Here is a 24,246-nt window from a genome sequence, read left to right as displayed (position 1 = left end):
TAGCTAAAGGTTTATAATTTTACGTTCACCCCCAGGCTGACCGTGCGCTGTGCCGGATAGGCTGTACCCGAAGAAATCTCGGGATCCAGGCGGCTGTAGGGTGTAAAGGTGACTAAATTGTGGGCGCTGGCAAAGAGGCGCACAGCCGACAGCCTGACGCGCCTTGTCCAGCTGGCAGGCAACGTATAGCCGAGGCTCATATTGCGTATACGCAGGTACTCACCCTGGCGCGTCCAGTAGCTCGACACGTTCTGCGTATTGGTCGGGCTCGGCCCCAGCGTCAGCCGCGGGTAGGTCGCCAAAGCCGCCGTCTCCGGTGTCCAGCGTCCCAGCATATAGTCAAAACCCTGCCCCTCGCCGTTGCTGCCAAAAGAATAATCCGTCTGCTGGTAAGTGCGGTTGCGCACGCCCTGCAGCAGCACACTGAAATCAAAGCCGCCCACCTGAAAGCCGAGGGTAGCACCAAAATACAGCGTCGGCCGGGTATTGCCGATGGCCGTCTGGTCGTACTGGTTGATGATGCCGTCGCCATTCAGATCCAGCAGCCTGACATCCCCCGGCGACACCTTGTTGCCCGACAGCAGCGGCGCGCGGTCGGCCTCCTCCTGCGTCTGGATCAGCCCGTCCGCCAGGTAGCCGAAGGTCTGCCCCACCGGCATTCCCGTGCGGCGGTTCCAGTCATACTTCTGAAATACCTCATTCATATACAGCACTTTCGAGCCGACACGACTGGCATTGGCTGTCACAAAATAGTTGAAGCTGCCCCAGTGGTTCTGATAGGTCAGGCTCAGTTCCTGCCCTTCATACCTATTTTTACCGATATTCTCGTTGGGATAACCAATACCGATCAGTTCGATGGTCGATCCCCGCTGCTGCAGCAGATCAAAGTAGGTATCCCGAAAATAATCGGCCGTCAGTTTGAACGTCGAGTTCCAGAGCCCCAGATCCAGGCCGATATTGAGCTTGTTGCCCTTTTCCCAGGTGCCCTCGATATTGGCGAGGCCCTTTTCGATCAGGCTGTAGGTGGGAGCATATTCCGAGCCGAAGTCGTAGGCATTCGAACCGTCCTGACCATAGGAAGCACGCCAGCTATAGTAGCCCAGCGCCCCTTCGTTGCTGTTGCCGGTCCGTCCGAATGTCGCCCGCCACCGGAGCTGCGACAGCCAGTCTGCCTGCCCCTTCATAAAATCTTCCCCGAGCATGTTCCAGCCCAGGCCGAAGGCATAGAACACGCCATACTGGCGGCCCGGCGCAAAGCGGTTGAAGCCCGAATAGTTGACCGCTGCCTCCGCAAAATAGCGGTCGCGGTAAGCATAGTTTGCCGTGGCCGCGTAGTTGCTGTAGATCGCGGGCAGGTCAAACTGGTAGTTGGCCGTCTGGCGGTCGACAAACAGGCGGGCTCCGGCGCGGTGCCCGCCGCCCAGTTCCCTGTCGTAGCCCAGCATTCCCTGGAAGTAGTAGAAATTGGCCGTGGAGGTGATGGCAAAGGAGTTGGGCTGATCCGCAATGTTGCCATACCTGACATAGACCAGCTCTTTCTGTTCGTTATAAGCCAGATCGTAGACCGGCTGTTGCCGACTGCGGTCGATCAGGCTGGAAGAAGACGAAGACACGTTGAATTTTCCCTTTGCATACAGGCCGGGCAGAAAGCGGTCCAGCTTGTAGCTGAAATCCAGGTTGGCCAGTAAATCGCGCGTGTTGTCCAGCAGGTAGCCCGCACCGGTGGCCATCTGGTACAGGTTGGTCCTGTATACCGACGAGCCCCCATAAGTGCCATCCGGGTTGAAGATCGGATACACATTGTTGGGCGTATTGTAGAGGGCCGACAGGATCTCGCCCGTCCTGGCTCCCGGCTGCCTGCCGTCCTGTATCTTGCCGAAAAACTGCAGCCCGATGGTCAGTTCGTCGGTTACATCCACATCAATGGCGCTGTTGATCAGGTACCGTTTATTCTGCAGGTTGGTTTCATAGTCAAACTGATCGTCCGATTGAAAGAAACCTTCCTGGTTGAGGTAGCTCAGCGACATGGCGTAGCGTGCATTCTTGATGCCCCCCTGCACGCCGAGGTTGTACTTGCTGATGGGGCTCTGATCCCGTATCAGCGCATCGTACCAGTTGACATCCGGGAAAAACAGCGGGTCGCTGCCATCCTGATACGCTTTAAAATCACCGGCGGTATACACCGGCTGGCGGCCTGCGTTGAGCAGAGCCTCATTGTAGAGGTAGGCATACTGGTGTGCCGCGAGCGGCTTGGGCAATTTGAGCGACTGCTGCATGCCCGTCTGCGCGGTGAAGCTGATCCGCGGTGGCCCCGGCCGCCCCTTTTTTGTCGTGACCTGCAGCACCCCACGCGAGCTGCGCTGGCCGAGCAGGATGCTGGACAGCGCGTCCTTGGCGACAGTCACCGATTCGATGCTCTCGGGATCGATGGAATAAATATCGCGCTGCACGCCGTCGATCAGCGTGACCGGGCTCTGACCCCGCAGGTTAAATCCGATTTCGCTGTTGTCGCTCAGGCTGGAGCGGTATTTTACAGCATCCGAAGGCAGCGATCCCGCCAAGTCATTGGAGGTAATCGCAGCCATGGCCGGCGACCTGAAGCCGCTGAACTCCTGCGTGTACAGTCCGGGAATCCGCCCGGTCAGGGCATTCACATAGAGCGGGGTTGGCGTATCCTTGATCTGGCTGTTGTATACTACGGTAACAGCACCCAGCTGCTCCGTTACCTTCTTCTGATCGTAGAGGGCAGTCTGCGTCTCGTCGCTGCGCAGGACGCTGGGTACCAGGCGCACCAGCTTAGCCTCATTTATCCTGATCTGCTGCGGGTAATATCCGGGGTATTCGACCCAGAATACCGTTGTGGTGCTCTCCACCGCAGCAAACTCGCCCTCCTCATTGCTGATCCCCAGCAGGCGGTGCCCTGCGTCATAGATCTTCGCGCCAGCCAGCGGCTTGCCGAATTCATCCACGATTTTCGGAAGCCTTGCCGGTGTGACCCGGTGCAACAGTGGCGCAGTCCGCAAGGCGTCGCCCTGCCGCCAGGCATGGGCAGCATAGCAGTCCGAGACGGCCAGCACCATACCGACAACACTTATTTTTATATAACGGTCAAACATTAGTTTTTCGATTATTGGTTAGTACTAGATCCTGTTTTCGGCAGCGCCAAATTCCGGATCACTCACATCTAAAAGTATATTTAAACGGCTGGTCCGTATTGCCATAGCCCACGCGTTTGCTGCCGGTGGCATCCGTATAGAAATATTCCAGCCGGGCGATATGCAGGTCCTTGTCCAGTTTAAAAAATCCCCTCGGCCAGATGTCGAGCAGGTATTTTTTGCCGCCGATATCTTTGAGGGCCGTCTCCGCTGCCGGCTTGCTGACCTCGGCAATCACTTTGCCCGATTCGTCGATGGCTTTCACCTGCAGGTACACCGCTTCAGCCCCATCCAGCACGGTATGGGCAACGCCGCCGTCAAAGGTCAGCGTGATGATATCGTTGTCCAGGCTTTTGACCGGCTGCACGGTACCCAGCTGGGGGTTGATAAAGTCGATCAGGTCGCCCTCACCGCCGGTCACTTCAAAGGGAGCGGAGAAAGTAAACTTTTTGTAGTCCGTATCCTCGGGACGCAGATTTTCGATGGACGAACCGATGTAGAAGCCCAGTGACACCAGCATATTTTCGGCGCCCACATTACATTCCGCTTTGACCGTAAAGTCAATATCCTCGTTATTGACAAAGGAATAGGCCTGGGTACTCAGGAAGACGATCCATTCCATGTCGTCCACCAGATTGGGGCCGATGCCAAACATTTTGCGTGCCGCCTGATGCCAGCTGAGGCCCGACACGGGCTCGAGCTCCGAATCCGGAATGATCCGCATGGTACCGTTGCCTTTGGGGCTGGTAAAGGACATCGTCAGGTTTTTACGGGCATTCCAGCCTTTGGGCACCATGATGCCGGCGACCAGCTGGGTGGTGTAGCTGCCGCCCCCCTGGATGCGCGGCTCGGCACCGCAGTGCATCGTGAAGGTCACCCGTTCATTGACCGCTGCCGAGGCCGGTACCGTGACCGAAATTGCCTTAAGCCCGCACTGTACCAGAAAGACCGTGACAAACAGCCCTATCGCGCAGAAGGCATAAATCGCATATTTTTTTATCTTTTTCATGTAAACAACTTGCTATAGTGTATAACCTTGTCTCCTGTTAATCTGCGGGGTCCTGCCGTTCGAGATCGTACTGGTACGAATTGCCCGCACATCCCAGGCTCATCGATAAGCTGAGCTGGCGTCTGCCCTTAACAATGGGAAACTGAAACTTTAACAGCACATCCTCCTGACCGTCTGCGGGCCGCAGGACGATGTGAAAAGGATATTGTGGATCCTCCAGCCGGTAGGTGCCGCTGCCGTGGACGACAAAGGGCAGCTGGTCGGCAACCGCGTAGGTGCCATCGGCCTTAAAGCTTATCCTGAAGTGGTCGAGCAGCATACGGCTGCCCAGGTCTTCACCGTTGCGTGTCAGCTGGATCACCTTCCAGTCGCCCGTAATATCTTTGGCCGGCTCTTCTGCCGGGATTTTGGCCAGCTCATCTGTGCAGGACTGTAGCCCAGCGCACAGGAGCATCAGCATCGGAAGCAGTCGTATCGTGTTCTTTTTCATCATTTTATTTTTTCGTTTACCGTCGGCTGAGCGCTGTGGCAGCGCCCATTGCCGCATCTATCAATATCCGGGATTTTGAATCAGGTCGAGCGATTTGGCCACCTCAGACTGTGGTATCGGCCACAGGTACATCCGTTTGTCAAATACGCGTTTTCGTACGTTGATGCTGTTGTAAACCGTTCCCATGGCCGTGCGCACCGGTTCTGTACCATGCAGCTGCCGGTTTTCAAGCGTTTCGGCCTGCCGCCACCGCCGCACATCAAAAAAGCGGTGTCCTTCAAAGGCAAGCTCCTTGTGCCGCTCGTTGTGGATGATGTCGCGCATGGCCGCCTGACTCAGGCCGGCAGGCAGCGCAAAAGGCTGCAGCCCTGCGCGCTCACGTATGGCTTCGACCGCCGCATACACCTCCCGGTCGGGCGCCGCCAGGTATTCGTTGCGGGCCTCGGCATAGTTGAGCAGGATCTCGGCGTAGCGGATGATAGGCAGGCAGCGCGGTGTATAGGTATTGAACCAGTCTGCTGCCACCTCGCGGTTGACCATCTTGTACGTATAGTATCCCGTCGGTGTACCGCGGTAGATGGCATCCTGCCCTGAGGTCACGTTGTTGGGATTGGTCTTATCGATGTAGATATTGACCGGCCGGCGGGCCAGCCCATCCCGGTGGAAGACCAGCGACTGGTCGCGCGTCACGGTATTGGCCAGGCGCGGATCGCGGTCGCGGTAAGGATTTTTAGGGTCATATCCCGAATTCGGGTCGTCGATGGGCAGGCCGTTGCGCATGCCAAAGGCGTTGACCGTCTCGAGGTAGGGATAGGCTCCGGGGTTGCTGACACCGAAGGTCGGCGGATGCCAGATCCCCTCCAGTTCCCGGTTGGCCTCCTGCATCCTGGCCAGGATGTACTCCTCATTTTTGCGCAGCTGGAAGACCTGGTAAAAGCCAAATCCGGGCTCCGGATCGTTGTTGACATGCAGGCTATAGTGCCCCGACTCGATGACCTGGGCTGCTGCTTCCGCGGCTTTCTGCCAGCGGCCTTGGTCCGGTACGGGGTAGGCGATCACTTCCCGCAGCGGGCCATCCGCGGCCAGTGGCTGACCGTTGAACAGCGGGCTGGCAGCATACAGCAGTACCCGCGATTTGAGCCCGTAGCAGGCCGCCCGGCTGACGCGGCCGTAGTCCTCGCCGGCATGCTCCCAGGGGAGGTCCTGCGCAGCGGCATCACATTCCGAGACGATGTAGTCCACACATTCCGCAAAGGTATTGCGGGTGGCAGGTATCACATCCGAGGCCCGGTAGACACTGTCCCCCATCAGCGGGACTCCGCCGTAATGTTCCAGCAATATAAAATAGTAGTAGGCCCGCAGAAAGCGGGTTTCGGCCTTCACACGCACCTTGATCGGGTTGCCAAAACGGGCATGAGGCAGATTTTTGAGCATAATATTCGCCCTGCGAATATTGGTGTAGGGTGTCCTCCAGGCATCATTCGTAATGATATTGGAATTGACCGTTCCGGTGGCAAACTGGATGAAGGTGTTGATGCTGCCCAGTCCGGCGCCTTCGGCTTCATCCGTACTCGCATCGAGCCCCCCGCCGCCAAAACGTCGCGGTGCCGTCGCAAATCCAATATCCGCATAGATGCCCGACAGGAAATTGATGGTATACGTACTGTCGGAAAACACCACGCTTTCGTTTAGGTCAGAAGACTGTGTCTGATCCAGAAATCCCTGTTTGCTACAGGCTGCGCAGGCAACGAACGCCAGCACAGCATACACGAAATAGCTTTTGTTCATAATTGGTTATAAAACAGTGAAATAATATATTTTTATCCCTATTGGGCTTCAGGACCTGGTCCCTCCGCCCGATGTATTTCAGATACCTATTGCAGGCTGCTCAGTGAAAATGGCCGCGAAGCCGGAGCAGTTCCCCTTTCATAATTTGGCTGTGCCCCCATCACAAAATGCAGTTCGCCACCTTGCAGGATATCACCGTAGGTGATGAAGTTTTTGTCGTACGGCACGCCGTTCAGCTGTGCCGACTGGATGTAGACATGCTGCTCGCTGTTGTTGTCGGCACGGATCACAAACTGCCGTCCGTTGTCGAGCCTGATGGTCACCTTTTCAAAGAGGGGACTGCCAAAGACATACTGGTCCGTGCCCGGGCAGACACTGTAGATGCCCATGGCACTGAGCACATACCAGGAGGACATCTGTCCCTGATCTTCGTCGCCGGGATAGCCCCTTTCGGTCGCATTGTACAACCCGGAGGTGACCATCCGGCTATATTTCTGTGCCTTCCAGGGCTGCCCGCTGAAATTATAGAGGTACGGCACGTGCTGGGTCGGCTGGTTGCCATGCGCATACTGCCCCATCTTGGCCAGCAGCATCTCGCGCATCTCATGGATCTCCTGTTTGTAGGTTCCATAGTTGATGCGCTGCTCCATTGTGAAGAAGGTATCCAGCTTGGCATTGAAGCGCTCGGTGCCCCCCGAGCAGATTGATCAGGCCGTTGACATCGTGCAGCACCGACCAGGTGTACTGCCAGGCGTTGGCCTCCGTAAAAGGGCCGCCCCATTCCACCGGATCAAAGGGCTCACGCCAGCTGCCATCCGGGAGGCGGCCACGCATAAAGCCTGCCGCCGGGTCAAACAAATGCCTGTAATTGTACATCTGCCGCGCGAAAAGATCCGCATAAAAGCTATTGCCTGTCATCTTGGCCAGCTGGTAAGCACAGAAGTCGTCGTAGGCATATTCGAGCGTCTTGGCCGTGCTTTCATGGATCTCACCATAGGGTATATAGCCTTTGGTAAAATAGTCTTTCCAGCCTTCGCGTCCATTGGAGCCACCCCACAAACCCTTGTTGGTCGCTTCATGGTAATAGGCTGCCAGTGCACTGTCGGGATTGAACGTGCGGATACCCTTTACCCAGGCATCGGTGAGCAGGGAGATGGCATGGTTGCCGATCATGACGCCCGACATCCCGGGATTGGACCATGTGGGGAAAAATCCCGCCTGCTGCTGCGCGTCCAGCAGCGACTGCATATAGCGGCCCTGCATCTCGGGGTGCAGGATATTGCTGAGCGGAAACTGCCCGCGAAAGGTATCCCAGAACCCATTGTCGGTATACATGTAGCCCGCGTGTACCTTTCCGTCATAAGGACTGAAATAGTAAGGCCTGTCCTGCCGGTCCAGCTCGTAGAACTTACGGGAAAACAGGTTTGCCCTGAACATGCAGGAGTAGAAGGTTGCCTTTTGCGCTTCGGTGCCCCCTTCGACGCGTATGCGGTTGAGCAGCTTGTTCCAGATGCCGAAAGCCTTGTTTTTGGTCTGCTCGAAGGTCCCATGCTGGCCCAATTCACGCTCCAGGTTGAGAGCAGCCTGCTCCGGGCTGATGTAGGAGGACGCCATTTTCACCTCCACCTTTGTGCCCGGGCGGAATTCCAGGTAGCCGCCCCGGCCCTTGCCGGCAGCATACGGCTGTCCTGCCTGCAGCGTTCCGTCCTCATTCGCCCAGGTGCCATAGGCCGTAAAGGGCTGACTGAACTGCAGCACGAAATAGTTGCGCATCTGCGGCGGCACAAAGCGGCCGTTGTGCACGTAACCGATGATCTTGCGCTGTTCGGGAATGATCCGGATTTCACTTTCCCCGAGAAAACCGTCGAGCACCAGAAATGCCTTTTCCTTTTTGGGGAAGCTAAAGCGCATATGAGCTCCCCTTTCCACAGGGCTCAGTTCGGCTTTAATGCCATTGTCAAAGCTGACCGCATAGTAGTGCGGTTTGGCCACTTCATGCTCATGGCTGAAGGCCAGCGCCCGCTGCTGCTCATCGACCTGCAGCTTCCCGCTGCCGGGCATCAGCGAAAATACCATATAGTCCCCCATCCAGGGGCTGCACTGATGCACCTGCTGAAAGCCCCTGATCTTGTCAGCCTTATACTGGTACTTCCAGCCATCACCGTTTTTGCCGGTCTGTGCCGAAAAGAAATGCACGGCAAAGGGCAGCCCCACCGTCGGATAGGTATTGCCGTAGGAAAGGCTCCACTCGGAGTCGGTACCCTGCAGCGTATTTACATATTTGACCAGGTCCGCTTCCTGCGCCTGCAACCGGCAGGCAAGTAAAACGAGGAACCCATACATCCATAATTTTAGTTTCATCATATCGCTTTTCTATTTTTTATCCGGATTGCGCCCTTTCCATTTCAGTACCTGCTTCTCGGCCTGCCCATACTGCTTCCACAGCAGGCGGAGGTCATTGTGTGCGGGATCCAGGTCGCTGATCCGGATTATTTTTTCCTCTCCCGGCATCAGGGTAAAGTAGTTGTCCGAGATCATCAGCGGCAGGATACGCTCTCCGGTATGGCCGTCCAGCATGCGCAGCCTGTTGCCAAAGGCCACGGTGCTGCCGGCATTACGGACGGTGAGTACCCGGCCTGAGCTGCTGCTATCGCTGCTGTCTACGCCCCAGCTGAAGTGCAGCTTTGCCGGGGGCAGGCTGTTGAGCGCTGTGTAGTCCAGTTCCCGCTGCCCATTGTGCCAGTAGAAATTTTCGGACAGCAGCTCCCCTGTGCTGCTGCGCAGCTGCAGCCTGATGAAATGCAGGTCCGACAGCGCGCGATCACTGCCGCCGCTAAGGGGGCCGAGGCGGAATACCTCCCGGGCCTCGTTGCTGGCAACCGAGGCCGTGGCCCGGCGGCTATAGCCGGGGACCTCCTGTCCCGACAGGTTGAAGACGCGGGCTGTCACTGAAGCCGAGTCCAGGTCCAGCAGGCTGGTGTTGATCACCTTGACACTGTTATTGGCCACGTTCCACTGCACGTGCAGCGGTTCGCAGGCCTGTCTGGCCCCCCAGTAGGCGCCGGTCGCGTCGTAGTAGTAATCATAGGTCTGCCACACAAACGAAGGGTAGGCCGACTGGCTCATCCAGATCAGCAGCCCCGCAGCATCGTCCCAGAGTTTATCATTCCAGGCCTCGTACATGCCCTTCATGACTTCCAGGTTGAGGTATTGCGCTTTCTCGGCAAAAGCCGGCAGTCCGTCCGAGGGGCCAAATTGTGTATCGACCGCCGCCTTATACTGGATGGGGCTGGCATTGGACGCTTCCTTACCAAAGAAATGCCGGTTCCATACGTTGTCGTCTTCGGACTTCAGCTGTTCATCCGAGGGCAGCGGCCAGAGCTGATCCTGAGGGATAAACTTGACGATGCTCTCATAGTTGGGAAATGTCGCCGTCCCGATTTCGGTCCGCAGGCCATAGCCGTAGCTGCCGCTGTAAGGATAGGGCGGCTGGTTCCAGGCCAGGTTGCTGCCCGAGGTTTCGAAGTGATGCCTCGGCGGCTGATTGCCCCACCATCCGCTGCCCGACAGGCCATCCTGGTTGGAGCTGGACTTGTACAGGCGGTCGTTGTGGTCCTCGAGGGCCACGATGGAGCGCAGGTAGCTGTCGAGCTCCGGCTTGGGCCGCGTCTCATTGGCCCCGCACCAGATGGCGATACTCGGATGGTTGCGCAGCCTTTTGATCTTATCAAGGGCGTTGGCTTTGAAATCCGCGTCGCTGGCGACATCGTTGTAGGCCACATACAGCCAGAAGTCGTCCCATACCATGATGCCGTAGCGGTCACAATAGTCGTAGAAGGCATCGTCGGTAATCGATCCCGTCCACAGGCGGATCATATTATAGTTCATGTCTTTGTGCAGTTTCACCTTGAGGCCATATTCCTCCCCGCGGCAGCGCAGCAGGTATTCGCTCATGCCCCAGTTGCCCCCCTTGAGGTACACCTTTTTGCCGTTGATGAAGAAGTTGAGCACCGGCCAGCCCGCACGGTTGCGCACATACTGGTACTCATATTTGCGGATGCCAAACTGGATCCGCTTCTGATCCGACAGTTGGCCGCCGGTCTTCAGCGTCAGCTCGCAGCTGTACAGATGCGGCTCACCGTAGCCGTTGGGCCACCACAGCCGAGGCTGGTGGATTACAAACTCCTTGACCTCATTGCGGGTAATGTATACCTTCTGTCTGCTATGCGCTGCGATGGACAGCTTTTTGCTGAAAGGGATGCCACCGGGCTGTATGAGTCCGGTCAGCTCGACCTGCTGTGTGCTGTCGCTGGCATTGTTGATGTCGGTGGAAAACTCCAGGTAAGCAAATTCGTTGCTCTCGAGGTCCGAGCGCATCCAGGGATCTTCCAGCGTGACGGCACCTGCGGAGCGCAGCGACACATTGCCCGTAATACCCGCCAGGCGTCCCGGCACATAAGGCATCCAGTCCCAGCCCGCTGCCGCCAGATAGGTCGGACTCGCGGTCACCCCGAAGGCTTCCTTATCGCTGCGTGTCTTTTTCTGGTCCGCATCGCTGATCAGCACAGCGACCGTGTTGTCTGCCCCTTCGCGCAGCAATGCCGTGACATCAAACTTGCTGCGCAGCATATGTCCGCTCACATCCCGGGTCGATGTTGCCGTCCCCGACAGCTTCACCCCATTGAAGAAGAAGTCCGCATAGCGGTTGGTATTGTCAAACTGCAGCCAGATGCGCTGTCCCTTGCTGTAGCCCGCAGGCAGCCGAAAAGTACCCCGGTACCAGAAGGGCCGGTTAAACAACTTTTCGTCCACCCGATAGATATTGTCCGCATAGTTGGGATCCGGCACCAGACCCTGACTGACATAAGCCGTAAAGACCACCCCCGGGACAATGCCCCTGACGGGGTCTTTCAGCACAAAGCCGGGCTGCGAAATCTCCAGCCCCGACTGCGGCACTTCGTCCTTGGGCTTGATCTCCCAGCGGACGGCCGTATTGCTGCTATTGAGCGACAGCTCAGGTACCTGAGCCCTGTTCGGGGCAGCCAGCAGGAGCAGCAGCAGGATATAAATTAATCGTGTCATTATTAGATTCCCCAATTTTTATTGGGACGCGGTCCCATATACAGTTCCAGGGTGGCTCCCGCCACCATGTCTTTAAAATCAATATAACTTTTGTTGTACGGCTGACCATTCAGCTTCGCCCGCTGGATATAGCAGTTGGCCTCCGAGTTGCCATGGGCGATGATGCGGAAGGCCTTTCCCGGAAAATATACCGGATCCAGCGCAAAGACCACTTCCTCCAGCAGCGGGCTCGTGATCTCGTAGCGCGTCGATCCCGGGCAGGAAGGATGTATGCCCGCGGCCGCCAGTACGTACCAGGCTGACATCTGGCCCACGTCTTCGTTGCCGACAATCCCTTCGACCGAATTGCTGTAGGCCCGGTTGCAGATCAGGCGTGTCCACTTCTGCGTCAGGTGCGGCGCCTGCAGGTGATTGAACAGAAAAGGAATCAGGTGCACCGGTTCGTTGGCGTGATTATAATATTCGTTCCACAGCATATTTTCGGGCGTCTTCTCAAAAAATTCCGTCAGGTCGGCCAGGGTCTTGTCCCTGCCGCCCATCAGCTCGATCATGCCGGGGATATCGTGCGGCACAAACCAGCCCTGCTGGTAGGGGTTGCTTTCGATGGTGCCGTACCATTCCTTGGTGCGGGCATTCTCGGGCCAGTCCTCCCAGGATCCGTCGGCCCTGCGCGGCCTGAACCAGCCCTTCTGCGGATCAAAAATAGCGCGGTAGGCCCTGCTTTTGGTCCGGTAAGCCTGTTCCGTGGTCCGGTCACCGAGCTCCGCCGCCAGCTGGGCGATGCACCAGTCGGTGTAGGCATACTCCAGTGTGTTGGATATGCTGAGTGCGCCCGCGGTATAGCCCAGGGAATCATTGCCAAAACGCCGTGAGGTATTGACCGCATAGTGCAGCGCCTTGTGGGCATCATAGCCACGGATGCCCTTGGCATGTGCATCTGCCAGCACCGAAAGTGCGGGGTTGCCGATCATGCAGCCCGAGTAGGCATTTAAGAGCTCCCAGCGTTCAAAATATTCCTTTCCTGACTGCTCTGCCAGGCTGATCAGCGAATTCAGCTCGTCGTTTACCAGCGCCGGATTGATCAGCGTCTGCAGCGGGAACTGCGAGCGGAAGACATCCCAGCCGCTGAAGATCGTACGTTTGGTGAAGCCCTCACTCCGGTGGATCCGGCGGTCGCCACCGATGTAGCGGCCGTCGACATCCGTAAAAGTCCGGGGGTCGATCATGGTATGGTACAGCGCCGTATAGAAGATGGTCTTCTGGTCCGGCGTGCCGCCCCGGATATCGACCTTTGACAGCTGCGTATCCCAGACCGCCTCCGCTTCGGCGCGGATCCTGTCAAAGTCTTTGCCCTCCATCTCAGCCCTGAAATTATTTTCGGCGCCCTGCATATCCACAAAGGAGATCCCCACCTGCAGGTTGACCTGCTCACCCGCATGGGTGACAAATTCGGAGAAAAACCCCAGATGGCGCCCTTGCATGGCGTCGATGCCCCGGGTCACGGTTGCTGCCGCCACGCGGGCCTGATAGGCAGGCGAGACGACATCGTCGCGCTTGCGCTTCCAGTCTTTCGGAATATCGGCAGACCAGACGCCATAGTTTTTGAGCGGTTTGTCAAAACGTGCGTAGAAGTATACCGTATAATCGGCTTTGCCGTCGCCATCCCCCCAGCCACCGCCCTCGGGCGTGCAGCGCATCCAGCCGCGGATGCTATGATCGTCGGCTTTCTGTACATACTGTTCCACGGAAGTGCCGCCCACCCGGCGCGCCAGGTCGATCTGTATCCGCGACTGCCTGTTTTCGGGAAATGTAAAGCGGAGCATGCCACTATGCGGCGCTGCCGTGGCCTCCACCTTGATGTCATAGCGCCCCAGGTGGGCGGCATAATAACCGGCTCTGGCCGTTTCGCCCTGCTTATCATAAGGCGAACGGTAGCCCTGCAGGCTGCCATCCTCCTTTCCGGCGATGGTATGCAATGTCCCCGTGGTGGGCATGACCAGGAAGTTGCCCAGGTCGCCGTACCAGCCCACGCCGCTCATCTGCGTGAAGGCAAAGCCTTCGATGGTACGGTGCTCATCGCTATATCCGGGGCTGTTGTCGCCGCCGGTGATCGTATTGGGGCTCACCTGCACCATGCCGTAAGGTGTCGTTGCCCCCGGAAAGGTCTTGCCCAGACCGTGGTAGACGCCCGCAGCTCCGGTGCTGGTGCTGGCGCCGATAAAAGGATTCACATAAGCTGTCGGACTGGGCACATGCCGATGGCCGCGGCTCGCACAGGAAGTGATCCCCAGTGCCAGTGCGGCGATACAACAGGTCAGCAGTCCAGTTAATTTATTCATATCTATTCGTGCATTTTACAGGTTAAGGATTGATCAGGAAAGTCTGGATGCCGTACGGCGGTATTTTCACATCGAAGGCCGCTTCCTGCTGTTTTTTCTTTGTCAGCGCCACCTCGCCGAGGTCGGCGCCGTTGAGCTGCACCGCCCGCAGGGCACGCAGCGGAAAATTCAGGCTCAGCCGGACATTGCTTGCATTGGGCTGCGCGTTGTACAGGCGCAGCTTGAGCTGCCCCTGATCGAGGTGCAGCGCCGAAATCTCCAGCGGCCCCCCGGGCAGGCGGACCAGCTGCCGGTCGTGGACGTCCAGCTGCCGGTGATACCTGGCTACCAGCGGCTCGTTCCAGGCATTGCTGTGTCCGGCGATATCGGCCTCGAGCCAGTTTCCCCGGTGTGGGATCAGCGCATAGCGTATATGCAGGGGGCCCGTGATGCTGTAGTCCATGCCCCAGAGGCCCTTGCCCGAGTACTGGGCGGTCAGGCTCAGCGGAAAGTCACTGCCCTGCGCATACGAGCCCGTATGGTCGGTCAGCACCGCCAGTCCCCGCTGCCCACCGGCATCGTAGAGATCCAGCCAGTGCAGCACCACGTTGTTTTTGATCTGGTCCCACTGCCCGAAATGCGTATCCTCGAGCCGGCTTTCGGTCACGTCAAAAGGTGCATCTTTAAACACTTTGCCCCCGGCAAAATCCACCGGAAACATGACTTTCAGCTTGTAGCGGTCGTCGGTAAACGCCCGTCTGTTGTCGGTCCAGCGCTCCTGCTGCCGGTATTCGCCGATGCCCACATTGCCCTTCCAGTCGATACGCAGGTCCATATCGATACGCTGCTGGCCAGCCTCCAGCGCGAGCTGCTGCACAAAAGGATGACCGTTGATCTGGCCTTTTATTTCGACAAGCGTGCTCAGCGCATTATCCCGGAGGATCCGGAATACTGCCGGATGGTCTTTGGAGGAATGCAATCTGCCCTCCTCGTAAAAGTGTCCGGCGATCTCGCCCATGCGGTATGTCCCCTGCTGGGCGGCAAACTCCTGCTGCCCGGCAAATTTGGCCTTCAGGCTACGGATGGTGCCGCCCTGTTTTCGGTCGAGCACGATCCGGTACATATCATTTTCGAGGATGCAGTTGCCCTCTGCATCAAACTGCACCCCCTTGTGCGGAGCCTGGCTGCCGGAACCGGCAGCCAGGCGGTAGGTCGCATAGCCAAAGCCCTGCACCGCCGCCTTAAATTCCAGCTGCTGTCCCAGGGCCGTCCGCTGCTGCCGGCTGGGGATCAGCTGCCCGCGGCTATCCAGCACCCGAAGCTGCCCCATAGCCGCGGGCAGGGCCACCTGCACCAGGTCTGTGCGGGGCGCCGCAAGCGTATTGTACACCCTCACAAAGCCCGGAGCCTGGCGGTCCGGCGCCACGACGGCGTACGCTGCATCCGCGGCAGCAATAATGTCTTCGGCGGCAGCAATGCTGCTGTCTGTCCACTGGCGGATCGCCTGTGCCCAGGTCTGGCCCTTGTGCAGACGGTTGTAGGGCACGATCCAGGAGTCGTGGTGCTGAGCCAGCATCAAGGTCCGCCAGGCCTCGTCCATACGGCTGCTGTCGGGGACAAAGCCCCGCTCGATATAGGCCATGGCGGCAATCTTTTCGGCCTGGATCATTTTATTTTCTGCGGTGCGCACCTGCTGTGCGATCTGCTGCAGCACCTGGCTGCCCCACATCAGGTTGACCAGCAGGTCCTCCTGGCTCAGGCGCCAGTCCGGTGCAGGCTGTCCGGGAGCCACGGCCTTAAAATATTCAGTCCAGGTGCTGTAACGCACCCCGTTTGGCAGCTCATTGCCGCCACCTAGCCAGGGGCCCTTGTCCCAGCCCGCATCCTGATAACACATGCCGACGGGATTGCTGATCCCCGCATCAAAGCAGCTCTTCCAGTAGGAGGATGTATTGGCCCAGGCCGTGGTCTGCCAGGTGGAATTTTGCTCCAGTGCCTCATTGGCATAGCGGGGCACGGTCAATATGCCCGTCCCGTCGGGGCCTACCCAATTCAGGAAGGCGCCCCCATGTGCCCGTGTGTAGCCGCCCCAGCAGGTGTTGGGGCATTTGAGCACGGCATAGTCAAAGCCAAACTGCCGCAGCAGCTGCGGCAGGCTGCTGGTAAAGCAAGGTTCTTCCACGGCATAGGTCGTAAAGCGGATATCCGGAAAATGCCGGCGGTAGCGGGCCATGCCATAGGCAAACTGCCGGATGATGCTTTCGCCCGAGATGTTATAGAGGTAAGGCTGTGCATAGGTCGGGTTGGTAAAGTCCAGCCGCGGATCCGTGCTCCACTGCCTGAGGCGGGCGTAGCCCGCCGGATCCTTGAGCCTAACGGTATCCCAGGTTTCGGGCTCGATCTCCAGCCCGACACGCCATGCCGGCTGCTTGTCCAGGTGGTCAAGCATAAAGGAGGTGACCCAGAGCGGGTAATGCCCATAGATGCCACCGTGATAGCCATCCACAAAATAAGGTTGCTGCGCCCATAGTCCCGCTATAGGGGCCAGCAGCAGGCAGAGCCCGGTCCAAAAACGCTGTCGTGCTCCCATCATTTATTTCTTTGCCGGCACCAGGCGGATGCGATGTTTTACAGGCTGGTTTACTTCGTTCATACGGCGCTGCAGGTCCTCGATCTGGCTCTGCCAGGCCGCCCGCACTTCGGGATGCATCGCTTTGGCATACAGGTCCCTTTTGGCGCGTAGCCAGCCATCGTTGGCCACGTGCTGGTCCATGACTTCGATCGCCTTGCGGTTGTCGGCATTCAGGAGTCCCCGGGGCTGGAAAAAGTTGTACTGCACCCAGGCCAGATCCCGAAAGCGGCGTTCGATCTCCCAGCGTTCCTCGTTGAGGTACATGACCTTGAGGGCCTGCTGGTACTGGGGAGTCCGCGTCTGTGCGGCCAGGTTGATCCCTTTTGCCAGGTCCGCTGCGGACCAGGTGCCGATCTGTTCGTCATCTATCCAAAGGACCTGGTCGCCCCGGAGGCCTTTGACCTGCAGGGTTTCGCGGTTCATCTCCTCCATGAAGGGCACGATCCCGACGGCATCGTGCTGACTGTATCTGGCGCCCCAGCCCCGTGCCGTGGTATCCAGCGGGTAAGGCAGTGCCGCCGCGAGGTAGTCAAACTCCAGTGCAGCTGCCGAGCGGCGCAGCCCGTCCACCCTACAGTTGCTGGCCTGCTCGACCCGCTGCCGGGCCGCATCGACGGTCACCGTGGCGACCTCACGGCCCGCAAAGCCCTGAGCTTTTAAAAATAGGTAGGCCATGACCATATGCCCGTTGTTGTCCGGATGCACCCTGTCGCTTCCCGAAATCGTAAAACCGGGATCCTTTTGCTGACCCTGCACATTGATGGCGGTAATAGGTTCATTAAAATCAAAGAATTCCCAGCCGTTGGCCCTGGCCGATTCACGCTGAAAGTCGACGATGCGCTGCATGGCCTTATTTTTATTCTTAAACGGCGTATTGTCCTTGATCTGCACGGTCTCATCATAAGGCGTACTGCCCAGCAGCACCAGCCGTGTACCCACCAGCTGTTTATAGCGCTTTTCCATGTCCTTAAAGGCCTCATGGGATTCCCTCACCTTGGTATCCGCAAACACCTGCGGTTCGGCGCCATTGTACTCGAAATAGCCCGAGTCATTCATGCCGAAGGTGGTGATCAGCACCGTGGGCTTTTTGCTGAACACGTCGCCATCCAGGCGTCGCAGCATCTCCACCACCCGGTCGCCCCCGATGCCCGCATTGAAAAATTGAAGCTTCAGTCCCGGAAAGCGGGTGAGATAATATAGCCAGATATACGCGTGATAATGGCCCCCATCGGTAATGCTGTTGCCCAGGAAGACGACACGGTCGCCATCTTTAAAAGGCGCTATCTGTTGCCCAAGGCCACGGAGGACTGTTCCCACAGAGAGGAGAATGCTCAGTCCCGCTAAAAAGAGTTTTTTAGAATATGTTCCCATAAGATTAATATTGTGACGCCGGCAGTTATCGCAGTGATAGATTTATGAAAATTGGTCTTTGCACGGGCGTCATTTCCCTTGGAACAAATGTATAACGCAGGAGCCCCACCTGAATCAGCAGGTAGGGCTCCCGGTAAATGATTTTAAACCCAAAAAGCAATCAATACACTAAAAATCAACAATTTACATCAAACCCAAAATCAGGATTTGGTAAATGTTTTGGAATCAGTTTGTCGGTACAGCACCCAGTTTTCGGACCTTATCCTCAAAATGCTCGCTGTCGCCGAGGGCTTTGCTCTTGACTTTGCTCTTGTAATTGTATATGGTCTGCATCGAATAGCGCAGAAATACGGCGATCTGGTGAACGTCCGAAATCCCCAGGCGGATCAGCGCGAAAATACGGAGTTCGGTATTGAGCCGGTCCTTCTTGAGCTGGTAGCGTTCCTCGGGCCTGAGCAGGCTGTTGAACTCGTCGACAAAATGGGGATACACTTCGAGAAAGGTACGGTCGAAATCCGTGTATAGATCCTGCGCATATTTCTCCAGCGATTCGCCGGAGGAGGTGAGCTGCATCAGGTCATCCAGCTGCCGGCTTTTGAGCTTGCGGTGTACATTCTTCCGGAACTCGTCCAGCTTGTCGAGATATACCGCACACTGATTGATATAATATCCGATGTAGCGCTCACGCACTAGGTTGGCTTCATCCAGCTTACGGTTGACCAGCGTAAGCTGCCCGTTGGTCACATTGAGTTTTTTGCGGGCGCGGGACACGCTGCGGATCTGCTTGAAGAGGAAATAGAGCGTCAGGATCAGGATCACCGCAAAGGCGCTGATCACGATGGCATACATGCGCAGATTTTTGCGCTGCTGCTCAATCTTGGCCAGGTAGGTCGCCTCGATGATGGGCTGAGTGCGGGCAATGACGGTGTTTCTGAACCGTGAGTTATAATAGTTTGCGTCATCCAGCGCTGCCTGGATATAGGTAAAAGCACGGTTGACATCCCCTTTCTGGTTGAGGTAAACCGCGAGGGTGAGCAGCGATTCGTTCTCTTTGATGGCCAGGCGCACATCGGTGATGGCCGCCAGGATCAGGTACTGTTCGGCCTCCTGCATCTGCCCCAGCTCTTTATAGATCAGGGCCAGTCCCATCGCAGCCATGCCATAGCCATGGGTATCCGGCTTTTCGCCGGCAAAGAGCCGCAGCTGGATATCCTTTGATTCCCGGAATCTGCCGGCCGCCTTCAGCGCAAAGGATTTTTCTTTCAGGTACATTTCCGAATTGCTGTCCAGCAGGCCCATCAGGCTGCTGCGGGACTGTGCAATGGCCCGTTCGTAGTCGGCCGTATAGCGTGTATTGTCGGTATACTTGATCAGGTTTTCGTAGTAGCGGATATTGCTCCAGTGATACAGCACCTTGAGGTGATTGGGCAGCCGGCCGTAGTCGATCTGCTGCAGCACATCTGCAGCCTGCGTGAACAGGCCGGAAATGGCCCGTACAAAGGCCAGCTTGGCGCGGCTCTCGCTCAGCAGCATCTTGTCGCCCAGCTGCTCCGCAATGTCGATATTATGCTCAATGTAGGCCAGGGCAGAATCGCAGTTTAACGTCTGAAATTCAAAAATAAGCTGATTCTGGATATCATACCGTTCTTTCAAGGATGACTGCCGGCTGAGTTTGTGCCTGACCGCATCGATCTGCCCGATCTTGCGGCTGAGGTAAGCAGGCCTGTCTTTGATGGCCCCGTCCAGCACGCGCAGCAGCGAGTCGACGTTTGCCGCAAAAGAAGGTGTACAGTTCGCTATCGCAAGGATACAGACAAGAATAATATGTTTCGCTTTCACAGGTATGTAATTGATCAATCCAAGCCAAAGATAAACAAAAATTTATTGCTTTATCGATGCGCCGTGCGGACAAACATAGTGGGACTCCGGATCTGCATCACATCATCTGCAGGCCCGATTTCCGAAAGGGATCCAGTGCCGGATCATTGGCATCCAGATCGGTGATCAGAGCAGATAGCGCATCCAGATCGCAGACCCTGAAGTGCTCGGTCTGATAAAGCTTATTCTGAGCGGCCAGTGCGACGGTCCTTTTGGCACATTGCAGCATCACTTTTTTCGTCTCACCATCGGCAGCCGATACCGCCGATACCCCCAGCTGCGGATCCACCGCGCAGGTACCCATAATAAAGAGGTCTGCGATGTATTTGGCCGCTTCCGCGCAGGTCGTCATGCCCGAGGTGATGGCCAGATCCGGCTCATAATTTCCGCCGAGCAGCACCAGTTCCACCTGTTTGAACTTTTCGGCGACGGGGACAACCGACAAGTTGTTGGTAATGATGCGGATGCGCCTTTCGAGCGGCATGCTGCTGATCATCGCCCAGACCGTGGTGCCGCCATCTACAAAGACGGTCATGCCATCTTTGAGCAGCTGCTGCGCCTTCAGCGCGATAATATCCTTTTCGCGGGTGAGAAAAGACTGCCGGTCATGGAAGGTCAGCGGATCTTTTTCGCGGAGCATGGCACCGCCCCGTGTCTTGGAAAGCAGGCCATTGCGGTACAGGACGTCGATGTCGCGGCGTATGGTATCCTCCGATACCCCCAGCAGCAGGGCCAGCTCCTCAAATTTGACCTTCGCCCTGCTGTTCAGTTCACGGAGAATGATCTCAAAGCGTTCTTCCTTTAACATGATGCTACTTTTTGAATTTATAGATAAGGGCCACCATTACAAAGAGCAAAGCTATTGTTTCGAAGGCAATAGTCAAAGAAAAATGGTGGGCGATAAAGCCCAGCAGCGCGGGGCCCACGAGCTGCCCTGCGTAGCCGATCGTGGAAATGGCGGGAATGGACACCGTGGGCGACAGTCCGTCGATGCGCCCGCCCTCACTGAAAAATACCGGCACAATGTTGGCCGCGCCCATGCCCAACAGGACAAATCCGGCCATCGACAAGGCGATCCAGGGGCTAAACAGCAAAACAAAAATCCCCAGGGCAGCCAGCAGGCTTCCACCGATGACGACCACCATGCTGCTGAGCCTGCTGATCAGCGCATCCCCCTGTAGCCGCATGACTGCCATGGCCACCGAAAACGCCGCATAGCCTATACCCGTAAATTCAGGCGGCAGCCCTTTGCTGTCCCGCAGCAGCACAGCACTCCAGTCCAGCATGGCCCCCTCGGACAGGAAGGTGATGAAACAGAGCAGTCCCAGCACCAGCACACTGCCCCGTAGCCATTGAAAACGGCCCTGTGCGGCAGCAGCCTCATCCACATGCGAATATTGTCGGATCACCTCCTTTTCGGCAGCATGGCTCAGCAGCTGCGGATACTGAACAGCCAGTAAGACGATCAGCAGGGCCGAAATGAACATGGCGGCGTAGATGGGATCGAGGCCCATCTTCATTAAAAAACCCAGCCCGATCGACCCAAAGAGACCACCTACACTGTACAGACCGTGCAGGGACGACATCACCGGCCGGCCAAAGGCATTCTGCACCTGTACGCCGTGCGCGTTCATGGCCACATCCACCGTGCCGATGCTCCCGCCGAATAGCAGCAGCACCAGGGCCATCAGATAGGGATCCGACACCAGCAGCAGAAAAGGCAGTATGAGTGCCGACAGCAAGGCCGACACCAGTATCACCTTGCGGCTCCCCACCCTGCCGATCAGATAGCCCGAGACGGGCATCATCAGCAGAGCCCCGCCGCCCAGAAACAGCAGCAGGATACCCAGTTCGGCTTCGTTCATGCCCAGACGGTCCTTGGCAAAAGGTACCATCGGAGCCCAGCTTGCGATTGCCAGTCCGCAGACCAAAAATATACACTGCGTCGCTGTCTTTGCTTTTTGTATCGTTCTATCCATTCTCATTATCTATAACTAACTTTGCAATATTATGCAATTTTGCATAATATTGCAAATAAACACAGCTAATATCGAATAGCGATGAGAATAGAACATCTGGCGATCTGGGTCGATGACCTGGAGATGATGCGCCAATTTTACGCGACCTACTTTGGTACGTCGAGCAGTGCGAAGTATACCAATGCGAGCAAAGGATTCAGTTCCTATTTCCTGACATTCAGAGATGGGGGTGCGCGGCTGGAACTCATGCACCGAAGCGGTATCGCCGCTGCGCCGTCCAGCAGGGGCAGCAGCAAGGGCTACACCCATATTGCCATTCGGGTGGGCAGCCCTGCGGCCGTGGATGCGCTTACCGAGCGCCTGCGTGCCGATCACTATAGCATCGCCGGAGAACCACGGACCACCGGCGACGGCTATTACGAAAGTGTGGTATTGGACCCCGAAGGCAATCCCATCGAAATTGTGGCCTGAGCAGGTGTCCGGACATCTGTATGCGAGCGGCTGTCCTTCTGAACAAAGGACAGCCGTTAGTGGCACGGATACATGACAGCCAAAATAGGCATCTGGAAATAAGTCTACAAAATAAGTAGTCTTTTTTATGAAAACATTGTGGTTTAATATATGCATAATGTTACCTTTGTAAGGTAAAGATATTCATGAGTAAGGATCAAGACATACTGGAAATACAATTGTGGGAAGCGCTAAGAAGTGGAGAACAGGCTGCTTTACAGAAATTATACATGTCTTATTACAAGAGTCTGCTGCAGTATGGACTGCGGTACACCGACGATCGTGATAGCCTCAAAGACAGCATCAACAACACCTTTCTTTATTTCTGGGAAAAGCGCGACAGCATAAGCTCCGCCAGCCATGTCGGCAACTATATTTTTAAAAGCTACCAGCGGCAGCTGGTCAAGGACCTCAGCAGCAGCAACAAGTTTGAAACACTTCTGGAAAATAATGACAATGCCGAAGCCGTGGACATCGAAGAATTCCAGTTCATCATCCGGCAGGAAGAAAATACACGGATCTCCATCCTCAAAAATGCCATTCTCCAATTGCCCAAACGCCAGCGGGAACTTATACTCCTCCGCTATTATGAGGGGCTGAGCTACGATGAAATCTCGCGGCAGACCAACCTGACCAAACGGGCTGTGTACAATCAGATCCATACCGCCATCAATGCACTGAAGAAGGATACCAAGCTCAAAAACCTCAAACAGATCCTTCCGCTGCTGATCTTCTTTTAAGATTTTAAAAAAAAATAACACACAGACTTACAGCAGTTTACAATTTTTATAAAAAATGACTGGTAAAAATCGCGTCGGGCACGCTCTATCTAATTAAACGACTAATTTTTAGACCATGAGTGCATACCAGTCTATTCAGGATTTTATATTGGATGAATCTTTCTTTCGCTATGCCGTAAAGCAGGATGCGTCTGAAATCCGGAAATGGGAAAACTATATCAAACAGCATCCTGAACAGGCGGCGCTGATCGCGCGGGCCCGGCAGGAACTGCTGGATATGCACGATGCCCTTTACCTGATCGATGCTGAGCAGAACTATGCCCGGCTGGCCGGGAAGCTGCATCCTCCGGTCAGCACGGCAGGCGGCAGAAGACGGTGGGACTTGTATGCGGCAGCAGCTGTAGCGCTCTTGTGTCTGATGGCCTCCCTATGGCTTTACCAGTATCATTTCTACCCGACCCGGACGGTCGCTTACCAGACACAGCCTGCCGAAAAGAAAACTATCCATCTGCCGGACGGCACCCTTGTGAAGTTGAATGCCGCCAGCAAACTGGAGGTCTCCGAAGGATTTGGCAAAACAGACCGTGCGGTAAAACTGGTCGGCGAAGCGTATATGGAAGTCGCCAAAAACAAAGCGCTGCCGTTTACCGTGGCCACACAAGCGCTGCAGGTACGTGTGCTGGGCACCACCATCAATGTCCGGGCCTATGCCAATGAAGAACTTACGGCCGCCTCTCTGATTGAGGGCAGTGCCGAAGTCATCCTGAGGGGCAAGGCGAAATCCCCTATTCGTCTCAAGCCCAAGGACAAGGTCGTTGCGGCGGTCCGGGACAAGAAATTGGCCGATCAAGGCAGCGTCCCCACCGAAACGCAGCCAGAGGACTACAAAATGGAGACCGTCACCCAGTACGACGCCGAACAGCGGCTGGCCGAAACCTCCTGGACCCAGCAGAAGCTGGTCTTTGTCAACGAACCCTTATCATCGATCGCCAAAACGCTGGAACGCTGGTATAATATACAGATCGAATTTCAGGACCCGCACATCAGTGCACGCAAATATACCGCCGCATTTGACGATCGCGAAGAGCTGCAATATGTACTCGAAAGTCTGCGGAGCAGTATCCCCTTCAGCTACCGAAAAACAGGTCCGCGTACCATCGCAATTTATTTAACTGATCAATACAACTAACCCTATGAACGACACCGTGACATAATCGAATGGACATAAAAAAAGGAGCATGCCAGGCATACTCCTAAAATCGTTAATTAACACAACAGGCTGCGACGGCGAATC

At 56.4% G+C, this 24,246-nt stretch carries 16 protein-coding genes; 3 read left to right on the top strand and 13 right to left on the bottom strand.

Features of this window, described 5'->3' with window-relative positions:
- Window positions 1-11: 11 nt before the first annotated feature.
- The 13 genes from FGL37_RS14145 to FGL37_RS14090 all read right to left on the bottom strand — a co-directional run bounded on the left by FGL37_RS14145 (window position 12) and on the right by FGL37_RS14090 (window position 21,702).
- Window positions 12-3,116 (bottom strand): SusC/RagA family TonB-linked outer membrane protein, encoded by a 3,105-nt coding sequence (locus FGL37_RS14145; protein WP_232048698.1) that lies wholly within the window; start codon window positions 3,114-3,116, stop codon window positions 12-14.
- 58 nt (window positions 3,117-3,174) lie between these two features.
- Window positions 3,175-4,164: a DUF4961 domain-containing protein gene (locus FGL37_RS14140; protein ID WP_028069739.1), complete on the bottom strand. Its 990-nt coding sequence runs from the start codon at window positions 4,162-4,164 to the stop codon at window positions 3,175-3,177.
- 37 nt (window positions 4,165-4,201) lie between these two features.
- Window positions 4,202-4,657, bottom strand: coding sequence for a DUF5004 domain-containing protein (locus FGL37_RS14135; protein WP_160169484.1), 456 nt, complete (start codon window positions 4,655-4,657; stop codon window positions 4,202-4,204).
- Between the two features lie 57 nt (window positions 4,658-4,714).
- Window positions 4,715-6,442 (bottom strand): RagB/SusD family nutrient uptake outer membrane protein, encoded by a 1,728-nt coding sequence (locus FGL37_RS14130; RefSeq protein ID WP_051606803.1) that lies wholly within the window; start codon window positions 6,440-6,442, stop codon window positions 4,715-4,717.
- An 86-nt stretch (window positions 6,443-6,528) separates the two neighbouring features.
- Complete coding sequence (locus tag FGL37_RS25940; RefSeq protein WP_262709465.1) at window positions 6,529-7,092, bottom strand: glycoside hydrolase domain-containing protein; 564 nt, start codon at window positions 7,090-7,092, stop codon at window positions 6,529-6,531.
- Window positions 7,046-8,806, bottom strand: coding sequence for a GH92 family glycosyl hydrolase (locus FGL37_RS14125; RefSeq protein WP_262709464.1), 1,761 nt, complete (start codon window positions 8,804-8,806; stop codon window positions 7,046-7,048). The genes FGL37_RS25940 and FGL37_RS14125 overlap by 47 nt, the downstream gene beginning before the upstream one ends.
- A 9-nt stretch (window positions 8,807-8,815) precedes the next feature.
- On the bottom strand, window positions 8,816-11,524 hold the full coding sequence (locus FGL37_RS14120; protein ID WP_138096872.1) for a glycoside hydrolase family 2 protein: 2,709 nt from the start codon (window positions 11,522-11,524) through the stop codon (window positions 8,816-8,818).
- A 2-nt stretch (window positions 11,525-11,526) separates the two neighbouring features.
- Window positions 11,527-13,863 (bottom strand): GH92 family glycosyl hydrolase, encoded by a 2,337-nt coding sequence (locus FGL37_RS14115; protein WP_028069735.1) that lies wholly within the window; start codon window positions 13,861-13,863, stop codon window positions 11,527-11,529.
- A gap of 22 nt (window positions 13,864-13,885) precedes the next feature.
- On the bottom strand, window positions 13,886-16,435 hold the full coding sequence (locus FGL37_RS14110) for a glycoside hydrolase family 38 N-terminal domain-containing protein (protein WP_197734474.1): 2,550 nt from the start codon (window positions 16,433-16,435) through the stop codon (window positions 13,886-13,888).
- Complete coding sequence (locus FGL37_RS14105; RefSeq protein ID WP_037533140.1) at window positions 16,436-17,845, bottom strand: SGNH/GDSL hydrolase family protein; 1,410 nt, start codon at window positions 17,843-17,845, stop codon at window positions 16,436-16,438.
- A 225-nt stretch (window positions 17,846-18,070) separates the two neighbouring features.
- Window positions 18,071-19,702, bottom strand: coding sequence for a SusR family glycan utilization regulator (gene susR, locus FGL37_RS14100; RefSeq protein WP_197734473.1), 1,632 nt, complete (start codon window positions 19,700-19,702; stop codon window positions 18,071-18,073).
- 79 nt (window positions 19,703-19,781) lie between these two features.
- Window positions 19,782-20,531, bottom strand: a complete 750-nt coding sequence (locus FGL37_RS14095) for a DeoR/GlpR family DNA-binding transcription regulator (RefSeq protein WP_028069731.1) — start codon at window positions 20,529-20,531, stop codon at window positions 19,782-19,784.
- A 4-nt stretch (window positions 20,532-20,535) separates the two neighbouring features.
- Window positions 20,536-21,702, bottom strand: a complete 1,167-nt coding sequence (locus tag FGL37_RS14090) for an MFS transporter (protein WP_028069730.1) — start codon at window positions 21,700-21,702, stop codon at window positions 20,536-20,538.
- Between the two features lie 81 nt (window positions 21,703-21,783).
- On the opposite strand from FGL37_RS14090, the gene FGL37_RS14085 reads away from it, so the two are divergent.
- The 3 genes from FGL37_RS14085 (at window position 21,784) to FGL37_RS14075 (ending at window position 24,141) form a co-directional block, all read left to right on the top strand.
- Window positions 21,784-22,173 (top strand): VOC family protein, encoded by a 390-nt coding sequence (locus FGL37_RS14085; RefSeq protein WP_028069729.1) that lies wholly within the window; start codon window positions 21,784-21,786, stop codon window positions 22,171-22,173.
- A gap of 185 nt (window positions 22,174-22,358) precedes the next feature.
- Window positions 22,359-22,952 (top strand): RNA polymerase sigma factor, encoded by a 594-nt coding sequence (locus FGL37_RS14080; protein WP_028069728.1) that lies wholly within the window; start codon window positions 22,359-22,361, stop codon window positions 22,950-22,952.
- Window positions 22,953-23,067: 115 nt separating this feature from the next.
- A complete protein-coding gene (locus FGL37_RS14075) occupies window positions 23,068-24,141 on the top strand; it encodes a FecR family protein (RefSeq protein WP_028069727.1) in 1,074 nt (357 codons plus the stop codon).
- The last annotated feature ends 105 nt before the right edge of the window (window positions 24,142-24,246 follow it).

It is taken from the genome of Sphingobacterium thalpophilum, from assembly GCF_901482695.1.
In the GTDB taxonomy this organism is placed as follows: domain Bacteria; phylum Bacteroidota; class Bacteroidia; order Sphingobacteriales; family Sphingobacteriaceae; genus Sphingobacterium; species Sphingobacterium thalpophilum.
This window is presented reverse-complemented; position numbering and strand designations above follow the sequence as displayed.